This window comes from Allosphingosinicella sp. (assembly GCF_059502505.1).
This window is the reverse complement of sequence record NZ_JCACEU010000019.1, coordinates 617,756-639,114: the sequence shown is the minus strand read 5'-3', so window position 1 is coordinate 639,114 and position 21,359 is coordinate 617,756. Positions and strand designations below refer to the sequence as shown.

Annotated in this window: 18 protein-coding genes; 4 read left to right on the top strand and 14 right to left on the bottom strand. The window is 66.7% G+C overall.

All coding sequences use genetic code 11. From position 1 onward, the window contains the following. Positions 1–12: 12 nt before the first annotated feature. The 9 genes from AC5JBD_RS15640 to AC5JBD_RS15600 all read right to left on the bottom strand — a co-directional run bounded on the left by AC5JBD_RS15640 (position 13) and on the right by AC5JBD_RS15600 (position 7,913). Positions 13–1,176: a 1-deoxy-D-xylulose-5-phosphate reductoisomerase gene (locus AC5JBD_RS15640; protein ID WP_495722734.1), complete on the bottom strand. Its 1,164-nt coding sequence runs from the start codon at positions 1,174–1,176 to the stop codon at positions 13–15. Further along, positions 1,173–2,006, bottom strand: a complete 834-nt coding sequence (locus AC5JBD_RS15635) for a phosphatidate cytidylyltransferase (protein WP_495722733.1) — start codon at positions 2,004–2,006, stop codon at positions 1,173–1,175. The genes AC5JBD_RS15640 and AC5JBD_RS15635 overlap by 4 nt, the downstream gene beginning before the upstream one ends. Continuing rightward, a complete protein-coding gene (locus AC5JBD_RS15630; RefSeq protein ID WP_495722732.1) occupies positions 2,003–2,746 on the bottom strand; it encodes an isoprenyl transferase in 744 nt (247 codons plus the stop codon). Before AC5JBD_RS15630 ends, AC5JBD_RS15635 begins: the two co-directional genes overlap by 4 nt. Continuing rightward, positions 2,743–3,300 (bottom strand): ribosome recycling factor, encoded by a 558-nt coding sequence (gene frr, locus AC5JBD_RS15625; protein ID WP_495722731.1) that lies wholly within the window; start codon positions 3,298–3,300, stop codon positions 2,743–2,745. The genes AC5JBD_RS15630 and frr overlap by 4 nt, the downstream gene beginning before the upstream one ends. Before the next feature lie 3 nt (positions 3,301–3,303). Further along, positions 3,304–4,023, bottom strand: a complete 720-nt coding sequence (gene pyrH, locus AC5JBD_RS15620) for a UMP kinase (protein WP_495722730.1) — start codon at positions 4,021–4,023, stop codon at positions 3,304–3,306. Positions 4,024–4,133: 110 nt separating this feature from the next. Continuing rightward, positions 4,134–5,093, bottom strand: a complete 960-nt coding sequence (gene tsf, locus AC5JBD_RS15615) for a translation elongation factor Ts (protein ID WP_495722729.1) — start codon at positions 5,091–5,093, stop codon at positions 4,134–4,136. Positions 5,094–5,217: 124 nt separating this feature from the next. Continuing rightward, entirely contained in the window at positions 5,218–5,976 is a 759-nt protein-coding gene (gene rpsB / locus AC5JBD_RS15610; RefSeq protein WP_495722728.1) for a 30S ribosomal protein S2, read from the bottom strand. A 381-nt stretch (positions 5,977–6,357) separates the two neighbouring features. Next, entirely contained in the window at positions 6,358–7,182 is an 825-nt protein-coding gene (locus AC5JBD_RS15605; RefSeq protein WP_495722727.1) for a CDP-alcohol phosphatidyltransferase family protein, read from the bottom strand. Further along, entirely contained in the window at positions 7,179–7,913 is a 735-nt protein-coding gene (locus tag AC5JBD_RS15600; protein WP_495722726.1) for a phosphatidylserine decarboxylase, read from the bottom strand. The genes AC5JBD_RS15605 and AC5JBD_RS15600 overlap by 4 nt, the downstream gene beginning before the upstream one ends. 121 nt (positions 7,914–8,034) lie before the next feature. On the opposite strand from AC5JBD_RS15600, the gene AC5JBD_RS15595 reads away from it, so the two are divergent. Continuing rightward, positions 8,035–9,255, top strand: a complete 1,221-nt coding sequence (locus AC5JBD_RS15595) for an NADP-dependent isocitrate dehydrogenase (RefSeq protein ID WP_495722725.1) — start codon at positions 8,035–8,037, stop codon at positions 9,253–9,255. Here AC5JBD_RS15595 and AC5JBD_RS15590 read toward each other — a convergent pair. Together AC5JBD_RS15590 and ybaL are read right to left on the bottom strand one after the other, a co-directional pair. After that, positions 9,252–10,466 carry an FAD-dependent oxidoreductase gene (locus AC5JBD_RS15590; protein WP_495722724.1) on the bottom strand — a complete coding sequence of 405 codons (1,215 nt, stop codon included), beginning with the start codon at positions 10,464–10,466 and terminating at the stop codon, positions 9,252–9,254. The genes AC5JBD_RS15595 and AC5JBD_RS15590 overlap by 4 nt on opposite strands. Before the next feature lie 42 nt (positions 10,467–10,508). Further along, positions 10,509–12,128 carry a YbaL family putative K(+) efflux transporter gene (gene ybaL, locus AC5JBD_RS15585; protein ID WP_495722765.1) on the bottom strand — a complete coding sequence of 540 codons (1,620 nt, stop codon included), beginning with the start codon at positions 12,126–12,128 and terminating at the stop codon, positions 10,509–10,511. Positions 12,129–12,248: 120 nt separating this feature from the next. On the opposite strand from ybaL, the gene AC5JBD_RS15580 reads away from it, so the two are divergent. Further along, positions 12,249–14,057: a cation:proton antiporter domain-containing protein gene (locus AC5JBD_RS15580; RefSeq protein WP_495722723.1), complete on the top strand. Its 1,809-nt coding sequence runs from the start codon at positions 12,249–12,251 to the stop codon at positions 14,055–14,057. A gap of 61 nt (positions 14,058–14,118) precedes the next feature. Then, positions 14,119–15,375 (top strand): DUF763 domain-containing protein, encoded by a 1,257-nt coding sequence (locus AC5JBD_RS15575; protein ID WP_495722722.1) that lies wholly within the window; start codon positions 14,119–14,121, stop codon positions 15,373–15,375. Here AC5JBD_RS15575 and alaS read toward each other — a convergent pair. Together alaS and AC5JBD_RS15565 are read right to left on the bottom strand one after the other, a co-directional pair. Next, on the bottom strand, positions 15,336–17,984 hold the full coding sequence (gene alaS, locus AC5JBD_RS15570) for an alanine--tRNA ligase (protein ID WP_495722721.1): 2,649 nt from the start codon (positions 17,982–17,984) through the stop codon (positions 15,336–15,338). The genes AC5JBD_RS15575 and alaS overlap by 40 nt on opposite strands. 111 nt (positions 17,985–18,095) lie before the next feature. Continuing rightward, a complete protein-coding gene (locus tag AC5JBD_RS15565) occupies positions 18,096–18,599 on the bottom strand; it encodes a hypothetical protein (RefSeq protein WP_495722720.1) in 504 nt (167 codons plus the stop codon). A gap of 203 nt (positions 18,600–18,802) precedes the next feature. On the opposite strand from AC5JBD_RS15565, the gene AC5JBD_RS15560 reads away from it, so the two are divergent. Beyond that, positions 18,803–20,818, top strand: a complete 2,016-nt coding sequence (locus tag AC5JBD_RS15560; RefSeq protein ID WP_495722719.1) for an elongation factor G — start codon at positions 18,803–18,805, stop codon at positions 20,816–20,818. On the opposite strand, the gene AC5JBD_RS15555 is transcribed toward AC5JBD_RS15560, so the two are convergent. Continuing rightward, complete coding sequence (locus AC5JBD_RS15555; RefSeq protein ID WP_495722718.1) at positions 20,815–21,291, bottom strand: L,D-transpeptidase family protein; 477 nt, start codon at positions 21,289–21,291, stop codon at positions 20,815–20,817. The two genes, AC5JBD_RS15560 and AC5JBD_RS15555, sit on opposite strands and share 4 nt — an antisense overlap. Between the last annotated feature and the right edge of the window lie 68 nt (positions 21,292–21,359).

The following is a 21,359-nucleotide window of genomic DNA, read 5'->3' as shown; positions in this document are numbered from 1 at the left end:
GGCCGGGATTGTTCAATTCAGCATCTTTCCAATGACTTGATGAGCAATGTCGCGTGCCCGGCGATCCACTTCAAGAACCTCGTCCAAGGACGCGGGCGCCGGCGGATCGTAGCAGTCCAGGGTCTCGCGAGCGACCGAAGCGACATCCAGGAATGCAATGCCGCTGTCCAGAAACGAAGCGACGGCCACTTCGTTTGCGGCATTGAGGATAGCGGGCTTGGCGCCCCCTTCCCTCAGCACATCCATCGCAAGCGCCAGTGCGGGGAAGCGCTCGAGGTCCGGTTTCTCGAAGTCGAGGCTGCCGATCCTGACCAGGTCGAGCCGCTCGCAGGGCGTCTCCATCCGCTCGGGATAAGCGAGCGTGTAGGCGATCGGGATGCGCATGTCGGGCGAGCCGAGCTGCGCCAGTACAGACCCGTCGACATATTCGACCATCGAATGGATCACCGACTGCGGGTGAACGACCACGTCGAAGCGGTCGGCATCGAGCGGGAAAAGGTGGTAGGCCTCGATCAGTTCCAGCCCCTTGTTCATCAGCGTGGCGCAATCGACCGAGATCTTGGCACCCATCGACCAGTTCGGGTGAGCCACGGCCTGACTGGGCGTGACGGCGCGCATCTCTTCGCGCGGGGTGCGGCGGAACGGTCCGCCACTGGCGGTCAGGATGATGCGGCGCACCGACCCGGGCTGCGCGCGATCGAAGCATTGGAAGATCGCGTTGTGCTCCGAATCCACGGGCAAGAGGCGCGCGCCGCTCTCCCGCGCCGCTTCGACCATCAGGTCGCCGGCGGAGACGAGCGCTTCCTTGTTGGCGAGCGCCACCGTCGCGCCCTTCTCGAGCGCGGCCATGACTGGCTTGAGACCCGCGCAGCCGACGATCGCCGCCATCGTCCAGTCCGCGCCCGACGAGGCCGCCTCGGTGATCGCCTCCTCGCCTGCCGCAGCTTCGATGCCGCTGCCGTTAAGGCGTTCCTTGAGCGGTCCGTAGAGGCTCTCGTCGCCGATCACGGCGCGCCTGGCCCCGACGTTCTTCGCAGCCTCCGCAAGACCTGCGACATCTTGTAAGGCAGTCAGTGCAAGCACTTCATATCGGTCAGCATTGCGCTCGATGAGATCGAGCGTCGAACGGCCGACGGAGCCGGTCGCGCCGAGGATGGTCACGGTGCGCGGGCTCACCCGGTCCACAGCCCCGCCATCAGCAGGCCGAGCGTGACCACCGCCACCGGCAGCAGGCCGTCCAGCCGGTCGAGCGCGCCGCCATGGCCCGGAAGCAATGTGCCGCTGTCCTTCACCCCCGCGCGGCGCTTCAGCCAGCTCTCATAGAGGTCGCCACCCTGCGCTATGATGCCCATCAGGCCGCCCAGTTCCAGGAAAGGCGTGCCGAGGTCGAAGGCGTAGGCGACCAGCGCGCCCATGATCTCGGCGCCGACGACGCCGCCGGCAAGGCCCGCCCAGGTCTTGTTCGGACTGATCCGCGGCGCGAGCTTGGGGCCACCGATGGAGCGGCCGGCGAAATAGGCGAAGATGTCCGTCGCCCACGTAACCACCATCACCCAGAACAGGATCGCGAACCAGGCCCAGCTGAGCACGACCAAGGCGAAGGCCGGAATGGCGACGTAGAGGAAGCCGCCGGCCATAGTCACGCGCCGCGTGGCCAGCCCCAGCAGCAACGCCAGCCCCACCGCGACGGCAAAGCCCCGCCAGGCAGGCGCGAAGCTGGCGGCGGCGATATATTCGTCCTGCAGGGCGGCGGGAAAAAGCATCTCCGCCACGACCATCAGGAGCGCCGCCAACATAATCGCTCCGAGATAGGCCCAGATGCGGCGGACACGGTGCATGTCGGCCCATTCGACAAGCATCACGGCGGCGCCCGCGAGCACCAGCAGGCGGAACAGCCAACCGCCGACATAGATGGCGATGCAGGCGACGGCGACCATGACGACGCCCATGACGAAGCGGGTCGGCAGGTCGGACTGCGGGATCGGATCCTCGGCGTCGCCGCTCATAGGCCTCCGTAGCGGCGATCGCGCGCCGCGAACTCCGTAAGCGCAGCGCGCAGGCACTCGCCGTCGAAATCGGGCCAGAGCGTCGGCACGAACAGGAGCTCGGCATACGCGGACTGCCAGAGCAGGAAGTTGGACAGTCGGCACTCGCCCGAGGTGCGGATGAGGAGGTCGAGCGGCGGCAGGTCGCTCGTGTCGAGCGCACCCTCGATCATCGCTTCGTCTATGTCGGCCGGCACAATCGCACCCGCTTTCGCCTGGGCGGCGAGCTTGCGGGCGGCGAGCACCAGCTCGGTGCGGGCACCATAGTTGAGCGCCACCGCGAGCGTCATGCGCGTGTTGCCCGCGGTTTTGGCCACGGCATCGTCGACCAGTTTGGCAATGTCGGGCTTGAAGGCAGTATGATCGCCGAGGATCTTGAGGCGCACGCCCTCCTTGTGGAGCGCGTTGAGCTCGGAGCCGATGTAGAAGCGGAGCAGCCCCATGAGATCGTTGATCTCGCTTTCGGGCCGCCGCCAATTCTCGGACGAAAAGGCATAGAGCGTCAGGCACTCGACACCCGCCTCGCCGGCGGCACGGAGCACCTTGCGCGCGGACTCGGCGCCCGCTTTGTGCCCCGCGGCGCGAGGCAGCCCCCTCGCCTTCGCCCAGCGGCCGTTGCCGTCCATGATGATAGCGACGTGGCGGGGCACGGACGCGCCTCCGCTCTCCGGCCGCGCCGAGGTGGCCGGGACGATGCTCACCTTTGCAGGATTTCCTTTTCCTTGGCGTCGGCGGTCGCATCGATCTCGCTGATCGTCTCGTCGGTCAGCTTCTGGACCTCGGTCTCGAGCCGCTTGCGCTCGTCCTCGCTGATCTCGTGCTTCTTCTCGTCGGCTTTCAGCGAATCCATGCCGTCGCGACGGACGTTGCGGACTGCGATCTTCGCCTTTTCAGCATATTGGCTGGCGAGCTTGGCAAGCTCCTTGCGGCGCTCCTCGGTCAGGTCCGGGATCGGCAGGCGCAAGGTCTGTCCTTCGGAGATCGGATTGAGGCCGAGACCGGCAGAGCGGATCGCCTTCTCGACCGGTCCGACGTTCGAGCGGTCCCAGACCTGCACCGACAGCATGCGCGGCTCCGGAGCGGAGATGGTGGCGACCTGATTGAGCGGCATGTTGGCGCCATAGACCTCGACATGGACCGGCTCGAGCAAGGAGACGGACGCCCGACCGGTGCGCAGGCCGCCAAGGTCGTGCTTCAACGCCTCGACGGCACCGTGCATGCGGCGCTGGAGATCGGATTTGCTATAGGCTGGCATGGCTCACTCCCCGGTCTGCACGATCGTGGCGGTGCCCTCTCCGCTGAGCACCCGAGCCAAATTGCCCTGCTCTCGGATGTTGAACACGACGATCGGAATGTCGTTGTCGCGGCACAAGGCAACCGCGCTGGCGTCCATCACCTTGAGGTTGTCGGCGAGCACGCGATCGTAAGTCACTGTCTCGAAACGGGTCGCGTCGGAGACTTTCTTCGGATCGGCATTGTAGATGCCGTCCACGGACGTGCCCTTGAAGAGCGCGTCGCATTTCATCTCCGCAGCCCGCAACGCAGCGCCGCTGTCGGTGGTGAAGAAGGGGCTGCCGACGCCGGCGGCGAAGATCACGATTCGCCCCTTCTCCAGGTGGCGCTGGGCGCGGCGGCGAATGTAGGGCTCGCAGACGGAGGCCATTGGAATGGCCGACTGGACGCGGGTGTCGACGCCGATCTGCTCGAGCGCATTCTGGAGGGCGAGCGCGTTCATCACCGTCGCGAGCATGCCCATATAGTCGGCGGTGGCGCGCTCGAACCCCTTCGCTGCCGCCGCGAGCCCGCGGAAGATGTTGCCGCCGCCGACGACGACGCAGATCTCGTAGCCGTTCGCCTTCACGTCGGCGATCTCGCGGGCGACACGGGTGGTCACGGCGGGATCGATCGCATGCCCCTCGCCCATCAGGACCTCGCCCGAGAGCTTCAGGAGGATGCGGTTGAAGCGCGGACGCTGCATGAAAAAGCGGTTCCGATCGAAGGCTGAGAAAGCAAAGGGTGGCGCACCTTAGTTAGGCCGCGCCACCCTGCCAATAGCTCCCCTCCGTCTGCACGGAAGGAACATAATCGTTACGTGTTGGCCGGCTCGGGCGCCTTGGCCGGAGCCGAAGTGCCGGCAGCCGCGGCGACTTCGGCCGCGAAATCGCTGGTCTGCCGCTCGATGCCTTCGCCGAGCTGGAAGCGGACATAGGCGTTGAGCGAAACCGGCGCGCCGATCTTCTTGCCTTCGGCCGCGACCACGTCCTCGATCTTCGTCTTGTTGTCCATGACGAAGAGCTGGCTCATCAGCGCATTCTCCTTGCGGAACTTGGCGATGGCGCCGTCGACCATGCGGGCGACGATATCCGCCGGCTTGCCGCTTTCATTCGCCTTCTCCGTCGCGATCGCGCGCTCGCGCTCGATCGTCGTCGGGTCGAGCTCTTCGCCCGTCAGCGCCTGGGGATTGGCGGCGGCGATATGCATCGCGAGCTGCTTGCCGAGCGTCTCGAGCGCGCCCTTGTCACCGGTGGATTCAAGCGCGACCAGCACGCCGATCTTGCCGAGCCCCGGAGCAGCGGCATTGTGGACGTAAGGCACGACCACGCCGTCGGAAACCTGAAGCACAGCCGCGCGGCGGAGCGACTGGTTCTCGCCGATCGTGGCGATGTTCGACGTCAGCTTCTCCTGGACGCTGCCGCCGTCCGGCCAGTTGGCGGCGAGCAGGCCTTCGACGTTGCCGCTGGCACTGAGCGCCAGTTCGGAGACGGTGCGAACGAATTCCTGGAAGGTCTCGTTCTTGGCCACGAAATCGGTCTCGGAATTGACCTCGACCACAGCGCCGCGATTGCCGCGGACGGCGACGCCGACCAGGCCTTCGGCGGCAGTGCGGCCGGCCTTCTTGGCGGCGGCCGCGAGGCCCTTGGTGCGCAGCCAGTCGATCGCCGCTTCCATGTCGCCGTTCGTCTCGCCGAGCGCCTTCTTGCAGTCCATCATGCCGGCGCCGGTGCGCTCGCGCAGTTCCTTGACGGTCGCGGCCGTGATCTCAGCCATGTATCTGGTCCTTTAGCTCCCCTCCCGCTCGCGGGAGAGGTTGGGGTGGAAATGGTGGAGACGGGCGGGCGGTTGGACCGGCCCACCCCTCGATCCCCTCCCGCAAGCGGGAGGGGAGGCTTCATCAAGCGTCGGCGAGCGCGGCTTCGACCGGCGGCTCGGCCATTGCGCCGATGTCCTGACCGCGAGCGGCCTGGCCGCCCGAGCGGCCGGCGGTGGCGGCGTCGGCGATCGCGTCGCAATAAAGACGGATCGCGCGGCTGGCGTCGTCATTGCCGGGAACCGGGAAGGCGATGCCCTGCGGGCTGACGTTCGAATCGAGGATCGCGACGACCGGGATGCCGAGCACATTGGCTTCCTTGATCGCCAGCTCTTCCTTGTTGGCGTCGACGATGAAGATGACGTCCGGCAGGCCGCCCATGTCGCGGATGCCGCCGAGCGAGAGCTCGAGCTTGTCGCGCTCGCGAGTGAGCTGCAGCACTTCCTTCTTGGTGAGGCCGGCAGTGTCGCCCGACAGCTGCTCCTCAAGGCTCTTGAAGCGCTTGATCGAGTTCGAGATCGTCTTCCAGTTGGTGAGCATGCCGCCCAGCCAGCGGTGGTTGACGAAATGCTGGCCCGCGCGGCGGGCGGCCTCGGCGATCGGCTCCTGGGCCTGACGCTTGGTGCCGACGAACAGCACCTTGCCGCCGCTCGCGACGCTCTGGCGCACGAAGTCGAGAGCGCGCGCGAACAGCGGCACGGTCTGCGACAGATCGATGATGTGAACCCCGTTCCGCTCGCCGAAGATATACGGCTTCATCTTGGGGTTCCAGCGGTGGGTCTGGTGGCCGAAATGCGCTCCGGCCTCAAGCAATGCCTGCATGCTGACGTCAGGGGACGCCATAGGTTTTCTCCTTCCGGTTATACCTCTGCGGGGCCGAGAAGCTGAGCAAGCTCAGCCACCGGTATGATGGCCCCGCATGTGGAATGCGCGCGCACTTAGTGGCGGCGGTTCAGCAGGTCAAGTCTTGACAGCAGAACAGAACATGAACATTCTGCAGAACCAGACGCATAGGGAACTCGTTAACCAAGGTTGCGTTTGGCTGTGGATAAATAAGGGGATAAGCTGTGGGCCAAGTCGCTTCCGTTTTGTTCTTCCTCCTCGCTCTCGCCGGGGCTGCTGCCATCCTCCTGCTGACCGTAAGGGATCATTGGGCCGAGATGGTTGCCGCGCTCCGCGGCGAGATGCCGGCGCGCAGGGTTGCTCGTCCGTGGGTGCGCAGCGTCAGGGCGCAGGTGCGTCCGCGGCCGGTTGTGACGCGCGTGCAGCAGCAGCGCGCTGCCGTTTGACCCTGCCATAGCTTGAGATGCTGAGCGGGATCAAAGCCGCATAAATCAGGGCGGCGATGCTGAGCGTGATCCAGGGCGCGGTCAGCAGCGCGCCCCCGATCAAGGCGATCACCACCAGCGCGCCGAAGCGGACATGGCTGCGCAGCTTCAGCGAACCCCATGAGAAAGTGGCGAGGTTCGACACCATCAGGAAGGCGGCCAAGGCAGCCCACGGCGCGATCAGCAGCGGTTCGTGGAAGATTTCGAGCCCTGTCCAGAGCCAGAGGAAGATCGGCAGCAGCGCGAGCCCTGCCCCGGCCGGCGCTGGGATCCCGGTCAGGAAGCCTGCCGATTTGTGGGGCTGGTCGAGAACGTCGATATTGGCGTTGAACCGGGCGAGACGCAGCGCGCCGCACACCGCGTGGGCCAGCGCGAGCAGCCAGCCGTAGCGGGCCCAATATACCTCTTCAGGCATTCCGAGCACGCTCAGCATCCAGAGATAGAGGATCACCGCCGGGGCCACGCCGAAGGCGGTGACGTCGGAAAGCGAATCGAGCTCTGCGCCGAAGCGGCTCTGGCCCTTGAGCAGTCTTGCGATCCGGCCGTCCATCATGTCGAGGAAGGCGGCCAGCACGATCGCCCCGGCCGCCCGCTCCCAGTCGCCGGTGATGGCGTAGCGGATCCCGAACAGCCCCGAACAGAGGGCGAGCGCGGTGATCGCATTGGGGACGAGCGTGCGGAGCGGGATGCCCCTCGGCCGCCGCGGTGACGCCGGCGTCATTGGCTGATACCGTCCAGCGTGTCGGCGGCGCCGGCGCGGGCGACGACCGTCTCCCCGGCGATGGTGCGCTGGCCGAGCAGCACCTGCGGCGCCGTGCCGGCGGGCAGGTAGACGTCGACGCGGCTGCCGAAGCGGATCAAGCCGACGCGCTGGCCGGTGCCGACGAAATCGCCGGGCTTGACCCAGGGCACGATGCGGCGGGCGACGAGGCCGGCAATCTGGGTGAAGCCCACGCGCAGGCCGCCATGGCCCTCGACCAGGATGTGCTGGCGCTCATTCTCCTCGCTCGCCTTGTCGAGATCGGCGTTGAGGAACTTGCCGGAAATATAGACGACACGCTTGATCTCGCCGGCAATGGGGGTGCGGTTGATGTGAACGTCGAACACACTCATGAAGATCGAGACGCGCGTGACCGGCTCCGCGCCCAGCGCGTCCTCGCCCTGTAGTTCGCGCGGCGGCGGCACCTCGGTGATCATCGTCACGAGCCCGTCGGCGGGGGCGATGATCAGCCCCTCCCCCTTCGGCGTCGTGCGCACCGGATCGCGGAAAAAAGCGGCGACCCAGACGGTCACGGCGGCGAGCGGCCAGGCGATCGTTTCCCAGGCCAGGAAAGCAAAGACCGCCGTGACGGCCCCGGCGATGACGACGAACTTGCGCCCCTCGGGATGAACCGCAGGCCAGCGCCAGCGGACATTGGTGGTGACGAGGTCCGTCTTTTCCAGCGATGTCATGGCCCTGCCTTTATGCGTGCGCGGCTGAGGTGACAACCGTAGCGGCTCCGGTTGATCGCCGGGCGTCCACCGCTTACTAGCCGCGCCAACCAAAAAACGAGGCAGGGAAGCGCAGCGGCACATGGCCAAGATCAAAGTGAAGAACCCCGTCGTCGAGCTGGACGGCGACGAGATGACCCGCATCATCTGGCAGTGGATCCGCGAGCGGCTGATCCTTCCCTATCTCGATGTCGATCTTCTCTATTTCGACCTCGGCATGGAGAATCGCGACGCCACGGACGACAAGGTCACGGTTGAGGCGGCGCACGCGATCAAGCAGCACGGCGTCGGCGTCAAATGCGCGACGATTACGCCGGACGAGGCCCGCGTGCAGGAATTCGGCCTCAAGAAGATGTGGAAGTCGCCCAACGGCACGATCCGCAACATCCTCGGCGGCACCATCTTCCGCGAGCCGATCGTGATCGAAAACGTGCCGAGGCTCATTCCGGGCTGGACCGACCCGATCGTGGTTGGGCGTCACGCTTTCGGCGATCAATATAAGGCGACCGACTTCCGCGTCCCCGGTGCCGGCAAGCTCACCATGAAATGGGTGGGCGAGAATGGCGAGGAGATCGAGCACGAAGTGTTCGACTTCCAGAGCTCCGGCGTCGCGATGGGCATGTACAATCTCGACGATTCGATCCGCGATTTCGCCCGCTCCAGCTTTAACTACGGCCTCGGCCGCGGCTGGCCGGTCTATCTCTCCACAAAGAACACGATCCTCAAGGCCTATGACGGCCGATTCAAGGACCTGTTCCAGGAAGTGTTCGACACCGAAGGCTTCAAGGAGAAGTTCGCCGAAGCCAAGATCGTCTACGAGCACCGCCTCATCGACGACATGGTCGCCTCGGCGCTGAAGTGGAGCGGCAAGTTCGTCTGGGCCTGCAAGAATTACGACGGCGACGTGCAATCGGACCAGGTCGCGCAGGGCTTCGGCTCGCTGGGCCTGATGACCTCGATCCTGATGACGCCGGACGGCAAGACGGTGGAGGCGGAGGCCGCGCACGGCACCGTCACGCGCCACTTCCGCATGCACGAGCAGGGCAAGGCGACGTCGACCAATCCGGTCGCGTCGATCTTCGCCTGGACGGGTGGCCTCAAGCATCGCGGCAAGTTCGACGGCACGCCGGAAGTGACGCGTTTCGCCGAGACGCTGGAGCGGGTCTGCGTCGAAACGGTCGAGCAGGGTCACATGACCAAGGACCTCGCCATCCTAATCGGTCCCGAGCAGAGCTGGATGACGACCGAGCAGTTCTTCGAGGCCATCCGCGCGAACCTCGAAAAGGCGATGGCGGCGGCTTAAGCCTTTGGCGAACACACATGCTCCGGCCGCACTCCGAAGCCGAGGAAGGCGGCGGGGATGCGCCGGAGCAGCGGAAAGCGACCGAGGAGGCGGAGCGGCAGCGGCGGCTGGAAGCTTCCCTGCCCGGCAAGAAGCGGAGTGATGATCCGCTTCTGCGCCGCATTTTGGAACGCCTGAATCGCGCGGACAGGCAGCCTCCGCCGCGCCTCCACTTTTGCGAGCAAGGAGTCGACTTCCTCACCCTGCGACAGCGTCCCGGCCAGGATGTTGGCGGCGGCGACCGCGTCCTGCACGGCAACGTTGATGCCGACCCCGCCGATGGGCGACATCGCATGGGCGGCATCGCCGATCACCAGCAGTCCCGGCCGATGCCAGCGGTCGAGACGGTCGAGCGCGACGGTCAGCAGTTTGACGTCGTCCCAGCTTGCGATGGCAGCGACCTGAGCCTCGGTGAACGAGGCGACGCCGGCCACTTCGGAGCGGAACCGGTCGAGACCGGCGGCGCGTATCCGCTCGGCCTGGCCCTTGGGAAAGACATAGGCGCACTGCCAATAATCGCCGCGGTCGATCAGCGCCATGATGCGGCCGCTGGTGAAGAAGCCGGTGCTCCTGTTGTCGACCGTCCGTTCCTTCGGGATGCGGAACCAGAAGACGTCCATCGGTGCGCCGAAGGAGCGAAGCGGAAGCTGCGACTGCTCGCGAAGCACTGACCGGCGGCCGTCCGACGCGATCACCAGCCTCGCCTCGATCTCCTTGGCCGTATCGCCGGAGCGGTAGCGGACGCCGCTCACCCTTTCCCCGGACATGAGCAGCTCGTCCGCTTCAGCATTCATCAGCAAGGCGAAATGTGGGTAGCGGCGCGCCTCGTCGGCGACAAAGTCGAGGAACTCCCATTGCGGCATCATCGCGATGAAGCCCCAGCGCGGGTCCATGCCGGAAAAGTCCGCCACCTGGACGTAGCGGTCGCCGACGAAGGCACGCAGATCGTGCACCTTGTCGTGCGGCCGCTCCAGCAGCTTCTCTAGAAGGCCCAGCTCCGAAAAGAGGCGCAACGTCGAGGGATGCACCGTGTCGCCGCGAAAATCCCGGAGGAAGTCTCCATGCTTCTCCAGCACGATGGTGCGCACCCCCGCGCGGGCGAAGAGCAGTCCCGCCACCATCCCGGCGGGTCCTCCCCCGACGATGCACAGATCGGCCTCCATCTTCGTCATGACCCCTCCCCCCACACGCCGGCGCCTCGGCGAGAGATTGCTTCAGCTTCCGGTCAGCGCCTGATCGATCATCCGCCGGGCGATCTCCTTCTCGCCCATGATCGTGGTGTCGGCGCCCTTCTCCTCGAGATAGCGCACCTCTTCGTCCGAATGGGCGCGCGCGACGATCCGCAGGGCCGGATTGGCGGCACGGGCCTGCTCGACGATCTGCCCCGCCTCGAACGTCTGCGGGATCGCCACGAACAGAAGCCTGGCATTGTCGATATCGGCAGCCTGCAGCAGCTGCGGACTGGCGGCGTTGCCGATCAGCACCTTCACATTGTCGTCGGTGGGAAGGCCGGGAACGTCGCCCTCGGCCTCGATCAGCGTGAAGCGCGTGCCGGCGTCCGCCAGCTCCCGGCCGACGATCGAGCCGACCCGGCCATAACCGACCAGCACGACATGGCCGGTGGGCGGCGCGGTGCCCGCCGCGGCTGGCTCAGGACCACCCTCGTCCGGACGCGAGTATCGCGCGATGACCGTGAACAGCAGCGGGTTGAGCAGGATCGAGATGATCGCGCCCGCCAGCACCAGGTCCCGCCCCTCCGGCGGCAGCAGCTCGAGCTCCACGCCCAATGCGGCCAGGATGAACGAGAACTCGCCGATCTGGGCGAGGCTGGCGGCGATCGTAAGGGCAGTCTGCCGCGGCCGCCCGAAAGCGAGGACGATCGCGAATGCCGCAATCGACTTGCCGAAGATGATGATCAGCACGGTCGCGATCAGCGGCAGCGTGTTCTCGACAAGGATCGCCGGATTGAAGAGCATGCCGACCGCTACGAAGAACAGCACCGAAAAGGCGTCGCGCAGCGGCAAGGTCTCCTCGGCGGCGCGCTGGCTGAGCGGGGATTCGGCCAGGATCATGCCGGCGAAGAAGGCGCCCAGCGCGAAGGACACGCCGAACAGCTTGGCCGCGCCGTAGGCGACCCCGAGCGCGATCGCCAGCACCGCCAGCCTGAACAGCTCGCGCGAGCCGGAATGGGCGACGCTGTGGAGGATCCAGGGAATCAGACGCCGTCCGACGATGAGCATGAAGGCGATGAAGCCGCCGACCTTCAGCACGGTCAGGAGCAACGTGACGCCGATATTGGTGCCCGCGCTCGATCCCTCGGCCAGCGCGGGCAGCAGCACGAGCGCCAGCACCATCGCGAGGTCCTCGACGATCAGCCAGCCGACGGCGATGCGGCCGCGCTCGGTGTCGATCAGGCGGCGCGTCTGGAGCGCACGAAGCAGCACCACCGTGCTCGCCACGGACAGCGCAAGGCCGAAGACGAAGCCCCCGGCGAGCGTCCATCCGAGCAATTCGGCAAGGCCCATGCCCATGAGGGTCGCGACGGCGATCTGGACGACAGCGCCCGGCACGGCGATCTTGCGGACCGACATCAGGTCCTTGATCGAGAAATGCAGGCCGACCCCGAACATGAGCAGGATGACGCCGATCTCCGCGAGCTGATCGGCCAGCCCCTGGTCGGCCACATAGCCGGGTGTGAACGGCCCCACCGCCACGCCGGCCAGCACGTAACCGACGAGAGGCGACATACGCAGGCGAATGGCGGCGGCGCTGAAGACGAAGGCCAGCACTAGGCCGGCAACGATCATCGCGATCAGAGGCGTCGCATGCGGCAGGGCGCTAGGATCCCGTTCCTGTCATCGCGTTCGCTCCTATGCCGGGACTGCGCAGATTGCGAGGGTGGCCCTGTCGCGCAAATGCTGACAAGCGCGGCTTTTGGGGCATAAGGGGCGAGCATGACGAATGAATTCGCAACATCTGCCTTCAGCGACGGCCTCGTGATCCTCGGCGCCGCCGGGATCGTCATTCCAGCCTTCGCCCGCTTCCGCATCAGCCCCGTCATCGGCTTCATCCTGATCGGATTGCTGGTTGGCCCCGCCGGCCTCGGATCGATGGCGACACAATATCCGTGGCTCAACTACGTCACCATCACCAACCCGGAATCGATCGAGCCGTTCGCCGAATTCGGCATCATCCTCCTGCTCTTCTCGATCGGCCTCGAACTCTCGTTCAAGCGGCTCTGGACGATGCGGCGGCTGGTGTTCGGGGTCGGCGCAGCCGAGCTCTTGCTGTCGGCGGCGATCATCGGCGCCGGGCTGTGGGCGATCGGCCAGGGCTGGACCGGATCGATCGCGCTGGGGCTCGCCCTCGCTCTTTCCTCGACGGCGCTTGTGCTCCCGCTGGTCGGCACCACCAGCGCGGTCGGCCGATCTGCGCTGGCGATGCTGTTGTTCGAGGATCTGGCGATCGTCCCCATCATCTTCCTGCTCGGAGCATTGGCGCCGTTGGCGCAGGCGGACGGTCTCGGCGGGCTGGTCAACACCTTGATCTTCGGAGCGCTCACGGTTGCCGCGATGCTCGTGCTCGGACGCTTCCTGCTGCCGCGCCTGTTCGCACAGGCGGCGCGCGCCAAGAATCCCGAGCTGTTCTTCGCCGCCAGCCTGCTGGTTGTGATCGTTGCCAGCCTCGCGACGACCGCCGTCGGGCTGTCGCCGATCATGGGTGCGCTGCTCGCAGGGATTTTGATCGCGGAGACCGACTATCACACGGAAGTCGAGGCCATTACCGCCCCGTTCCGCGGCCTCGCGCTCGGCATCTTCCTGATCACGGTCGGCATGAGCGTCGATTTCCGCGTCGTCGCCGAGAATTGGGGAAGCATCCTGCTTGCCGTGCTCGGGGTGCTGATCGTCAAGGCCCTGGTCACCGCCGGCCTCCTCCGGCTCGGCGGTGCGCGCAACGCGGTGGCGGCCGAGACCGGAGTGCTGATGGCCTCCCCGTCCGAGACGACGCTGATCGTGCTGGCGACCGCCAGCGCTGCGCAGCTGATCCGCCCCGAAACCGCGGCCTTCTGGCAGATCGTCACTGCGATCGGGCTCACCATCACCCCGCTCCTCGCGCAGCTTGGCCGGATCGCGGCGCGCCGGGTCGATCTACGCACCGAAGTCGATCTTCCCGTGATCGGGCCTGGAGAGAAGGCGCCGACAGCGGTCATCATCGGCTTCGGCCGCGTCGGACGCCTGGTGGCGGACATGCTGCGGGTCCACGGCCGGAGCTATCTCGCCGTGGACTCGAACATCGACACGGTCGCCGCCTGCCGCCGCGAAGGCTTCCCGATCATCTTCGGAGACGTGTCGCGGCCGGAGCTGGTCGATCGCCTGAACCTCGGCCATGCCAGCGCGCTCATCCTGACCATGGACGATCCGGTGCTGACGGTGCGGCTGACCAAGAAGGTGCGCGGCTGGTGCCCGAACCTCACGATCGTCGCCCGCGCGCGGGATGCCAAGCACGCCGCCGAACTCTATCGCGCCGGTGCGACCGACGCGGTGCCGGAGACGCTCGAATCCTCGCTCCAGCTCTCCGAGGCGGTGCTGGTCGATCTCGGCATGGCGATGGGGCCGGTGATCGCGTCGATCCATGAGAAGCGCGCCGAACTGCGGCAGGAGATCATGCAGCTCGGGCAGCTGGAAGCCGAGCCGCCCCTCGGCCGCCGCCAGCGGGCGCGCGATGCACTCAAGCGCGCGGATTCGCCTGCCCAGCAGACCTAGAACGCTGGCAAGGCAGCTCCGCCTCCGCTACTGTTCCGCCTCTGTTCTATTGGAAGGTGACATGGCGAAGCGATCCGGTAGCGCTGATCTGCCTCTGCACGGCGGCCGCGTTCCAGCGTGGCTCGGCGAACGCATGACCCGCCTCGGCACCATCATGTCCGAAGCGATCATCCACCATTACGGCCGCGACGAGCTCCTGCGCCGCCTAGCCCACCCCTTCTGGTTCCAATCGTTCGGCGCGGTAATGGGGATGGACTGGCATTCGTCCGGCATCACCACCAGCGTCATCGGCGCACTGAAGCGGGGCCTCAACCCGCGTGCCGGCGAGCTCGGCATCCACGTCTGCGGTGGGCGCGGCCGCCAATCCCGCCAGACCCCGGCTGAGCTTGCCACCGTCGCCGAGCGAGTTGGCGCGGACGGAGCGGCGCTCGCAAAGGCGAGCCGCCTCGTCGCCAAGGTCGACAGCGCCGCAGTCCAGGACGGGTTCGACCTCTACCTGCACGGCTTCATCGTCACCGACGACGGGCTTTGGACGGTGGTGCAGCAGGGCATGAACGGCGAGAGCCGCACGGCGCGCCGTTATCACTGGCTGTCCGAGGGCCTAAAAAGCTTCGTCGATGCGCCTCACGCCGCCATCGAAGGGCAACGGCAGGGCGAGATCGTCAATCTCGCCGATCGGCGGGCCGATGCCTCGCGCCAGGCCCAGCTGGAACTTCTTGCCGACCTCGGCCCCGACCGGCTGGCGCGGGAAGCCGCGGCGATGGAGCGTCCGCCCACCGCCTCCCCGCTGCTGCCGCACCTGTTGCTGCCGGATCATCATGACGTCCGGCCCGCCGACGTCATCCTGCGTCGCCTCCACGGCACCCTTGCCGCGGCCGCCGAAGCAGGTCCTAAGGACTTCCCGGAGCTGCTGCTGGTGCCCGGCGTCGGCGCGAGAACCGTCCGCTCGCTCGCTATGGTCGCCGACGTGATCCACGGCACGCCGTGCCGCTTCGCCGACCCCGCGCGCTTCTCGCTGGCCCATGGCGGCAAGGACCGCCACCCCTTCCCCGTGCCGCTCAGCGTCTATGACAAGACGATCGGCGTGCTGAAATCGGCGATGAGCAATGCGAAGCTCGGCAACGAGGAAAAGCTCGGCGCCATCCGTCGTCTCGACGAGCAGGCGCGACGGCTGGAGCGCTTTGCTTTGGGGCCATCGCTGGATGCGTATATTGCGGAGGAGCGGGAGCGTTCCCACGAATATGGCGGGATGAGCGTCTTCGGTCCGGAGCCTCCGCCTCAGGCGGCGACGGTCTCCAGGGCCTCGCGGACAGCCTGAACCGCCTCGGCGGCCTTGCCGCCGTCCGGTCCGCCGCCCTGGGCCATGTCCGGCCGGCCGCCGCCGCCTTGGCCGCCGAGCGCCTCCACGGCGCGGCGGACGAGGTCGACGGCGTTGCGCTTCTCCGTCATGTCCGCGGTCACGCCGACGGCGACGCTGGCGCGCCCTTCGTTCACCGCGACCAAGGTCACGACGCCCGAGCCGACGCGCTTCTTGGCGTCATCCACGAGGCCGCGCAGACCTTTGGGATCGAGACCTTCGATCACCTGACCGATGAAGCCATGGCCGCCGACCTGCTCCGGACCTTGCGCTTCCGCAGCCTTGCCGCCGCCGAGTGCCAGCGCCTTCCGGGCCTCGGCGAGCTCTCGCTCGAGACGGCGGCGCTCGTCGATCAGCGCGGCGACGCGGGCAGGCACTTCCTCCGGAGAGGCCTTCAGCGACGCCGCGGCTTCACGGAGGCGATCTTCGCGTGACGTCAGCCACTTGCGGGCCGCTTCTCCAGTCAACGCTTCGATGCGGCGGATGCCTGAGGCGACGGCGCTCTCCGAGATGATCTTGAACAGGGCGATATCGCCGAGCGCGCCGACATGGGTGCCGCCGCACAGCTCGACAGAATAGCTGGCATCGCTGCCGCGGCCCATCGAGAGGACGCGAACCTCGTCGCCATACTTCTCGCCGAACAAGGCCATCGCGCCCGCGCCGATCGCCTCGTCTGGGCTCATCAGCCGGGTGGCGACGCGGTCATTCTCGCGAATGTGGCGGTTCACCTCGGCTTCGATCGCTTCAATGTCGTCGCGGGTCAGTGCCTTTTGATGCGAGAAGTCGAAGCGGAAATAGTCGGGGGCGACGAGGCTGCCCTTCTGCGTGACATGGGTGCCGAGGCGATGGCGCAGCGCCGCGTGCAGGAGATGCGTCGCGGAATGGTTGGCCCTGACGCGTGAGCGGCGCTCCGCGTCCACCTCCAGGCGGACGGCGTCCCCGACCTTCAACGAGCCGGAGCGAATGGTCGCATGGTGCGCGTGAAGACGTCCGAGCGGCTTCGACGTGTCGCCAACCTCCGCTTCCAGGCCGCTGTCATTGCGGATGAAGCCGGCATCGCCGATCTGGCCGCCGCTCTCGCCATAGAAAGGCGTCTGATTGGTGATGACGATCACCTGCCCGCCCGAGGAGGCGCTGTCGACGCGCGTGCCATCCTTGACCAGAGCGAGGACGACACCCTCGCCTTCATGGCCGGCATAGCCCGTGAACTCCGTCGAGCCGTGCTCTTCCGCGATGTCGAACCAGACGTCTTCGGACGCCTTGGAGCCCGAGCCCTTCCAGGCCGCGCGGGCGGCGGCCTTCTGCTCGGCCATGGCGGCGTCGAAGCCGGCGCGATCGACGGCGAAGCCCTGCGCCCGCAACGCATCCTCGGTGAGATCGTAGGGGAAGCCGTAGGTGTCGTAGAGGCGGAAAGCGACGTCCCCCGCCAGCGTGTCGCCCGGCTTCATGGAAGCGGTCGCTTCGTCGAGGAGGCGGAGGCCCTTGTCGAGCGTCTGGCGGAAGCGAGTCTCCTCCAGCTTTAGCGTCTCCTCGATCAGCGGCTGCGCACGGACCAGCTCGGGATAGGCGGCGCCCATTTCGGCGACCAGCGACGGCACCAAGCGGTGCATGAGCGGCTCGGTCGCGCCCAGCAGGTGGGCGTGGCGCATCGCCCGCCGCATGATCCGGCGCAGCACATAGCCCCTGCCCTCGTTGGCCGGCAGCACTCCGTCGGCGACCAGGAAGCCGGACGCGCGCAGATGATCCGCAATGACCCGGTGGCTGGGCAGCCGGGCACCTGCCGCCTTCGTGCCGGTCAACTCCTCGCCGGCGCCAATTAGGTTTTGGAACAGATCAATGTCGTAGTTCGACTGAACGCCCTGCAGCAGCGCGACAGCGCGTTCCATGCCCATCCCGGTATCGACCGACGGCTTGGGCAGGTCCACGGTACTTCCGTCCGCGAACCGCTCGAACTGCATGAACACCAGGTTCCAGAATTCCAAAAAGCGGTCGCCGTCCTCATCCGGTGAACCCGGAGGGCCGCCGGCCATGGCCTCGCCCTGATCATAGAAGATTTCACTATTCGGTCCGAAGGGGCCGGTGTCGCCCATCGCCCACATATTATCCGGGTGGCGAACGATCCGATCCTCGGCGATACCGGCGATCTTGCGCCAAAGCGCGGCAGCCTCATCGTCGGTCGGATGCACCGTCACCCATAGTCGATCCTTAGCAAATCCCAGGTCGTTCGTGATAAAGCGCCAGGCGAGCTCGATCGCACCTTCCTTGAAATAGTCGCCGAAGGAGAAATTCCCCAGCATCTCGAAGAAGGTGTGGTGGCGCGCCGTGTAGCCGACATTGTCGAGGTCGTTATGCTTGCCGCCGGCGCGGACGCATTTCTGGCTCGACACCGCGGTCGAGTAAGGCCGCGTCTCAAGCCCGGTGAAGACGTTCTTGAACGGCACCATCCCTGCATTCACGAACATCAAAGTCGGGTCGTTCTGCGGCACCAAAGGCGCAGAAGCGACGATCTGGTGCCCCGCAGAGCCAAAATAGTCGAGAAACGAGCGGCGGATGTCGTTGGTGGAGGTCATGCAGCGCGATGTAGGCGAGGCGCGAAAGCCGGGCAAGCACGGTGCCAGAAACCGCGGCTTCGAGACTTTTCTCCCGAATGTCCCCGCCCGGATGGCGCCGGCGGCAGACCGTCAGTCGAGAGCTTCTCCGTCACTGGCGGAGGCGAACTCGACTTCGGCCGCAGGCACCGCGGCTACCGCGGCTTCTGCGACGACCGGATAGCTGGCGTAGCGTTCCACGGCAGCGAAATCGGCGGCCCGCTCCTCTTCCTGTGGGGCCGGTTCATAGACGGCAGGCTGCGGCGCCGGCACCTCGACCATCTCGGCATAGCCGGGCTGGTATTTGTCCACTGAGCTGTCGTGAACCGGATAGTATTCCTCAGGATAGGTGCGGCAGCCGACGCAGCTGCCACCGAGCGCCTGTTGGCGTTCCGCGGGGGTGAGGTAGCCGGCACGCGTTACAGGCGCCGAGAAGCTCGCCCGGTTCGGGACAAGATCGGCGTGGAAGCGCGTCTCCGGCTCGTCATGATAAGCCGGGTTGATCTCGCCGATCGCGGAACGGCCGAGATAGACGCCGGTGACTGAACCGGCCGCGGCCAGCACGGCCAAAGTCGCAAGAGTAAGCGGTTGGGGCATGACGGATACTCAACCACGCGGCCTCAACTCGGCCGCTCGTCCGGTAAAACCAACTGCAGGCCCCGCCGTTCCGGGCGCTCGTCCCGGAAGAGGGTAAACGCCGCCCGACGCCCTCTTGAACTTGGTCGCCGATAGGAGAAGGGTGTGACGAGTGGCGCGAGCGCGCTCCCGCGATCGCGTGAAAGCGAACGGAGGAGAGGATCATGCCGGAGACCACTGTAGGCACGAGACTGGTCGCGCTTGTCGGCCCGGGCGGCGCTGGAAAAACGAGCCTGGCCGAAGCCTTGCTGTTCGCGACCGGCGCAATCGACCGGCAGGGCAGCGTCGATGCCGGCAATTGCGTCGGCGACTCCAGCGCGGAAGCGCGGGCGCGGCGCGGCTCGACCGAGCTCAATCTGATGCGATTCGATTTCCTGGGTGACCGCTTGGCGCTACTAGACTGCCCGGGATCGGTCGGCTTCGCCGCCGACGGCGCCATGGGCATCGCCGCGGCCGACCTCGCGATCGTCGTCGTCGATCCCGATCCGGACCGCGCCTTGCTCGCCGAGCCGACGCTCCGCCAGCTCGAGGCACTCGGCATCCCCCACGCCATCTTCGTCAACAAGATCGACCAGGCGCGCGGCTCCATCCAGTCGCTGCTGGAGGCGCTTCAGCCGATGAGCGCCTCGCCGCTGATCGCGCGCCAGATCCCGATCACGGAGGGGGAGAAGATCACCGGCTTCGTCGATCTCGCCCTTGAGCGCGCCTATCACTACCGCCCCGGCAAGGCGTCGGAGCGAATGGAAATACCCGCCGAACTCGCCGATGCCGAGCATGCGGCCCGCTATCACATGCTCGAGCAGTTGGCCGATCATGACGACGCGTTGCTCGAGCAGCTGTTGATGGACGAGGCGCCGAGCCTCCCAACCGTCTTGGCCGATCTCGCCCGCGAGACACGCGAGAATCTGGGCGTGCCGGTGCTGTTCGGATCGGCACTCAACGGCTTCGGCGTGCGCCGGCTGATGAAGGCGCTGCGCCATGAGGCGCCCGCCCCTGCCGCGGCTGCGGAGCGGCTCGGCGCGAAGGATGGCTGCGCATTCGTCTTCAAGGTTTCCCATGGGGGCGCGGTGGGGCGGCTTGCGCTCGCGCGGGTGTTCGGCGGCACGCTCAAGGAGGGCGCGGAGCTGAAGGGGCCGGACGGCAACATGGTCCGCGTCGGCACCCTCTTCGCGGTGCAGGGCGACAAGACGGCCAAACTCGCCCAGGCGGGGACCGGCGACGTCATCGCCATCGCCAAGGTGGAGAATGTCCGCGCCGGCGACTGGCTGGGCGGCGGCGGCAAGGCCGACGTGGAGCTGCCGGCTACCAACTATGCGCTGGCGATCACGACCCGCGATCGCAAGGACGACGTGCGGCTCTCGACCGCGCTCCACAAGCTGATCGAGGAGGATCCGACGCTCAGCTGGGAGCAGGACGAGGCGCTGCACGAGACGCGGATCAAGGGGGTCAGCGACGAGCATCTCAACGTCACCATCGCGCGCCTCAAGCGACGTTACGGCGTGGCCGTCGATTCACGCCAGCCGACCGTCGGCTACCAGGAGTCGATCCGCCGTTCCGTGACCCAGCGTGGACGGCACAAGAAGCAGTCCGGTGGCCACGGCCAGTTCGGCGACGTGGTGATCGAGCTGAGGCCGCTGGAGCGCGGCGAAGGCTTCCGCTTCGACGAGAAGATCCATGGTGGCGCCGTGCCGCGGCAGTATTTCCCGGCTGTCGAACAGGGCGTCCGCGACGCGACGCTGAAAGGACCGCTCGGCTTCCCGGTCGTGGACGTAGCCGTGACGCTGACGGATGGCAGCTATCACAGCGTTGACAGTTCGGAGCTTGCCTTCCGCACGGCCGGGCGCATCGCGATGAGCGAGGCCTTGGCCGCCGCCTCCCCTCACCTGCTCGAGCCGGTGCATAAGGTGACGATCTTCGCGCCCGGTTCGGCGACGTCGCGGGTGACCTCGGCGGTTGCCAGCAGGCGGGGCCAGATGCTGGGCATGGGACCGCGCGAAGGCTGGTCGCGCTGGGACAAGATCGAGGCGCTGATGCCGGAAGCGGAGCTGCAGGGCCTCGACGCCGAGTTGAGGTCGCTAAGTCAGGGCCTGGCGACCTATCGCGCCGAGTTCGACCATCTCGCCGAGCTCAACGGCAAGCTCGCCGAGGAGGTCGTCCACCGCGAGCTGGAGCCGGCCTAAGGCTGGATGGTGACGGGCGTGCCCTCGCTCGTCACCGCCATCAGCCAGGCCATCTGCTCAGCGCTGAGCGCGGCACAGCCGTCGGTCCAGTGGCCGCGCATCCTTTCCGCCGCCATCTCCGGGTGCGGACCATGGATCATGATCGCATCCCCGGGATCGAGGCCGAGCGCCTCCGAAGCCGCCAGGTCGGCCTCATTGGGATAGTCGAGATACAGCGCCGGCAGGAACGTCACGTCAGGATAGTCGATGCGACTCGTGCGGTGCTCGATCACCCGATACTCCCCTTCCGGCGTCTTCCGATCGCCGCGCTCACGCTTGGGGCCGAGATGCCAGCTGGGACCAAAGCGAAGCTCGGCAAGAGTATATGCGCGCCCATCGGCGAAGACGGCCGTCAGCGTGCGGTCCGACTTGTCGATGAGCAGGCGGTCAGCCTGTGGCGAGGCGAGAGGTTCGTCCGCGCCCAGCTGCAGCAAGGACAGTAAGAGCCCCGCAACAGCCGCGACCAGCATGTTCGACACTCCCGGGTTTCCGCTACAGAGGT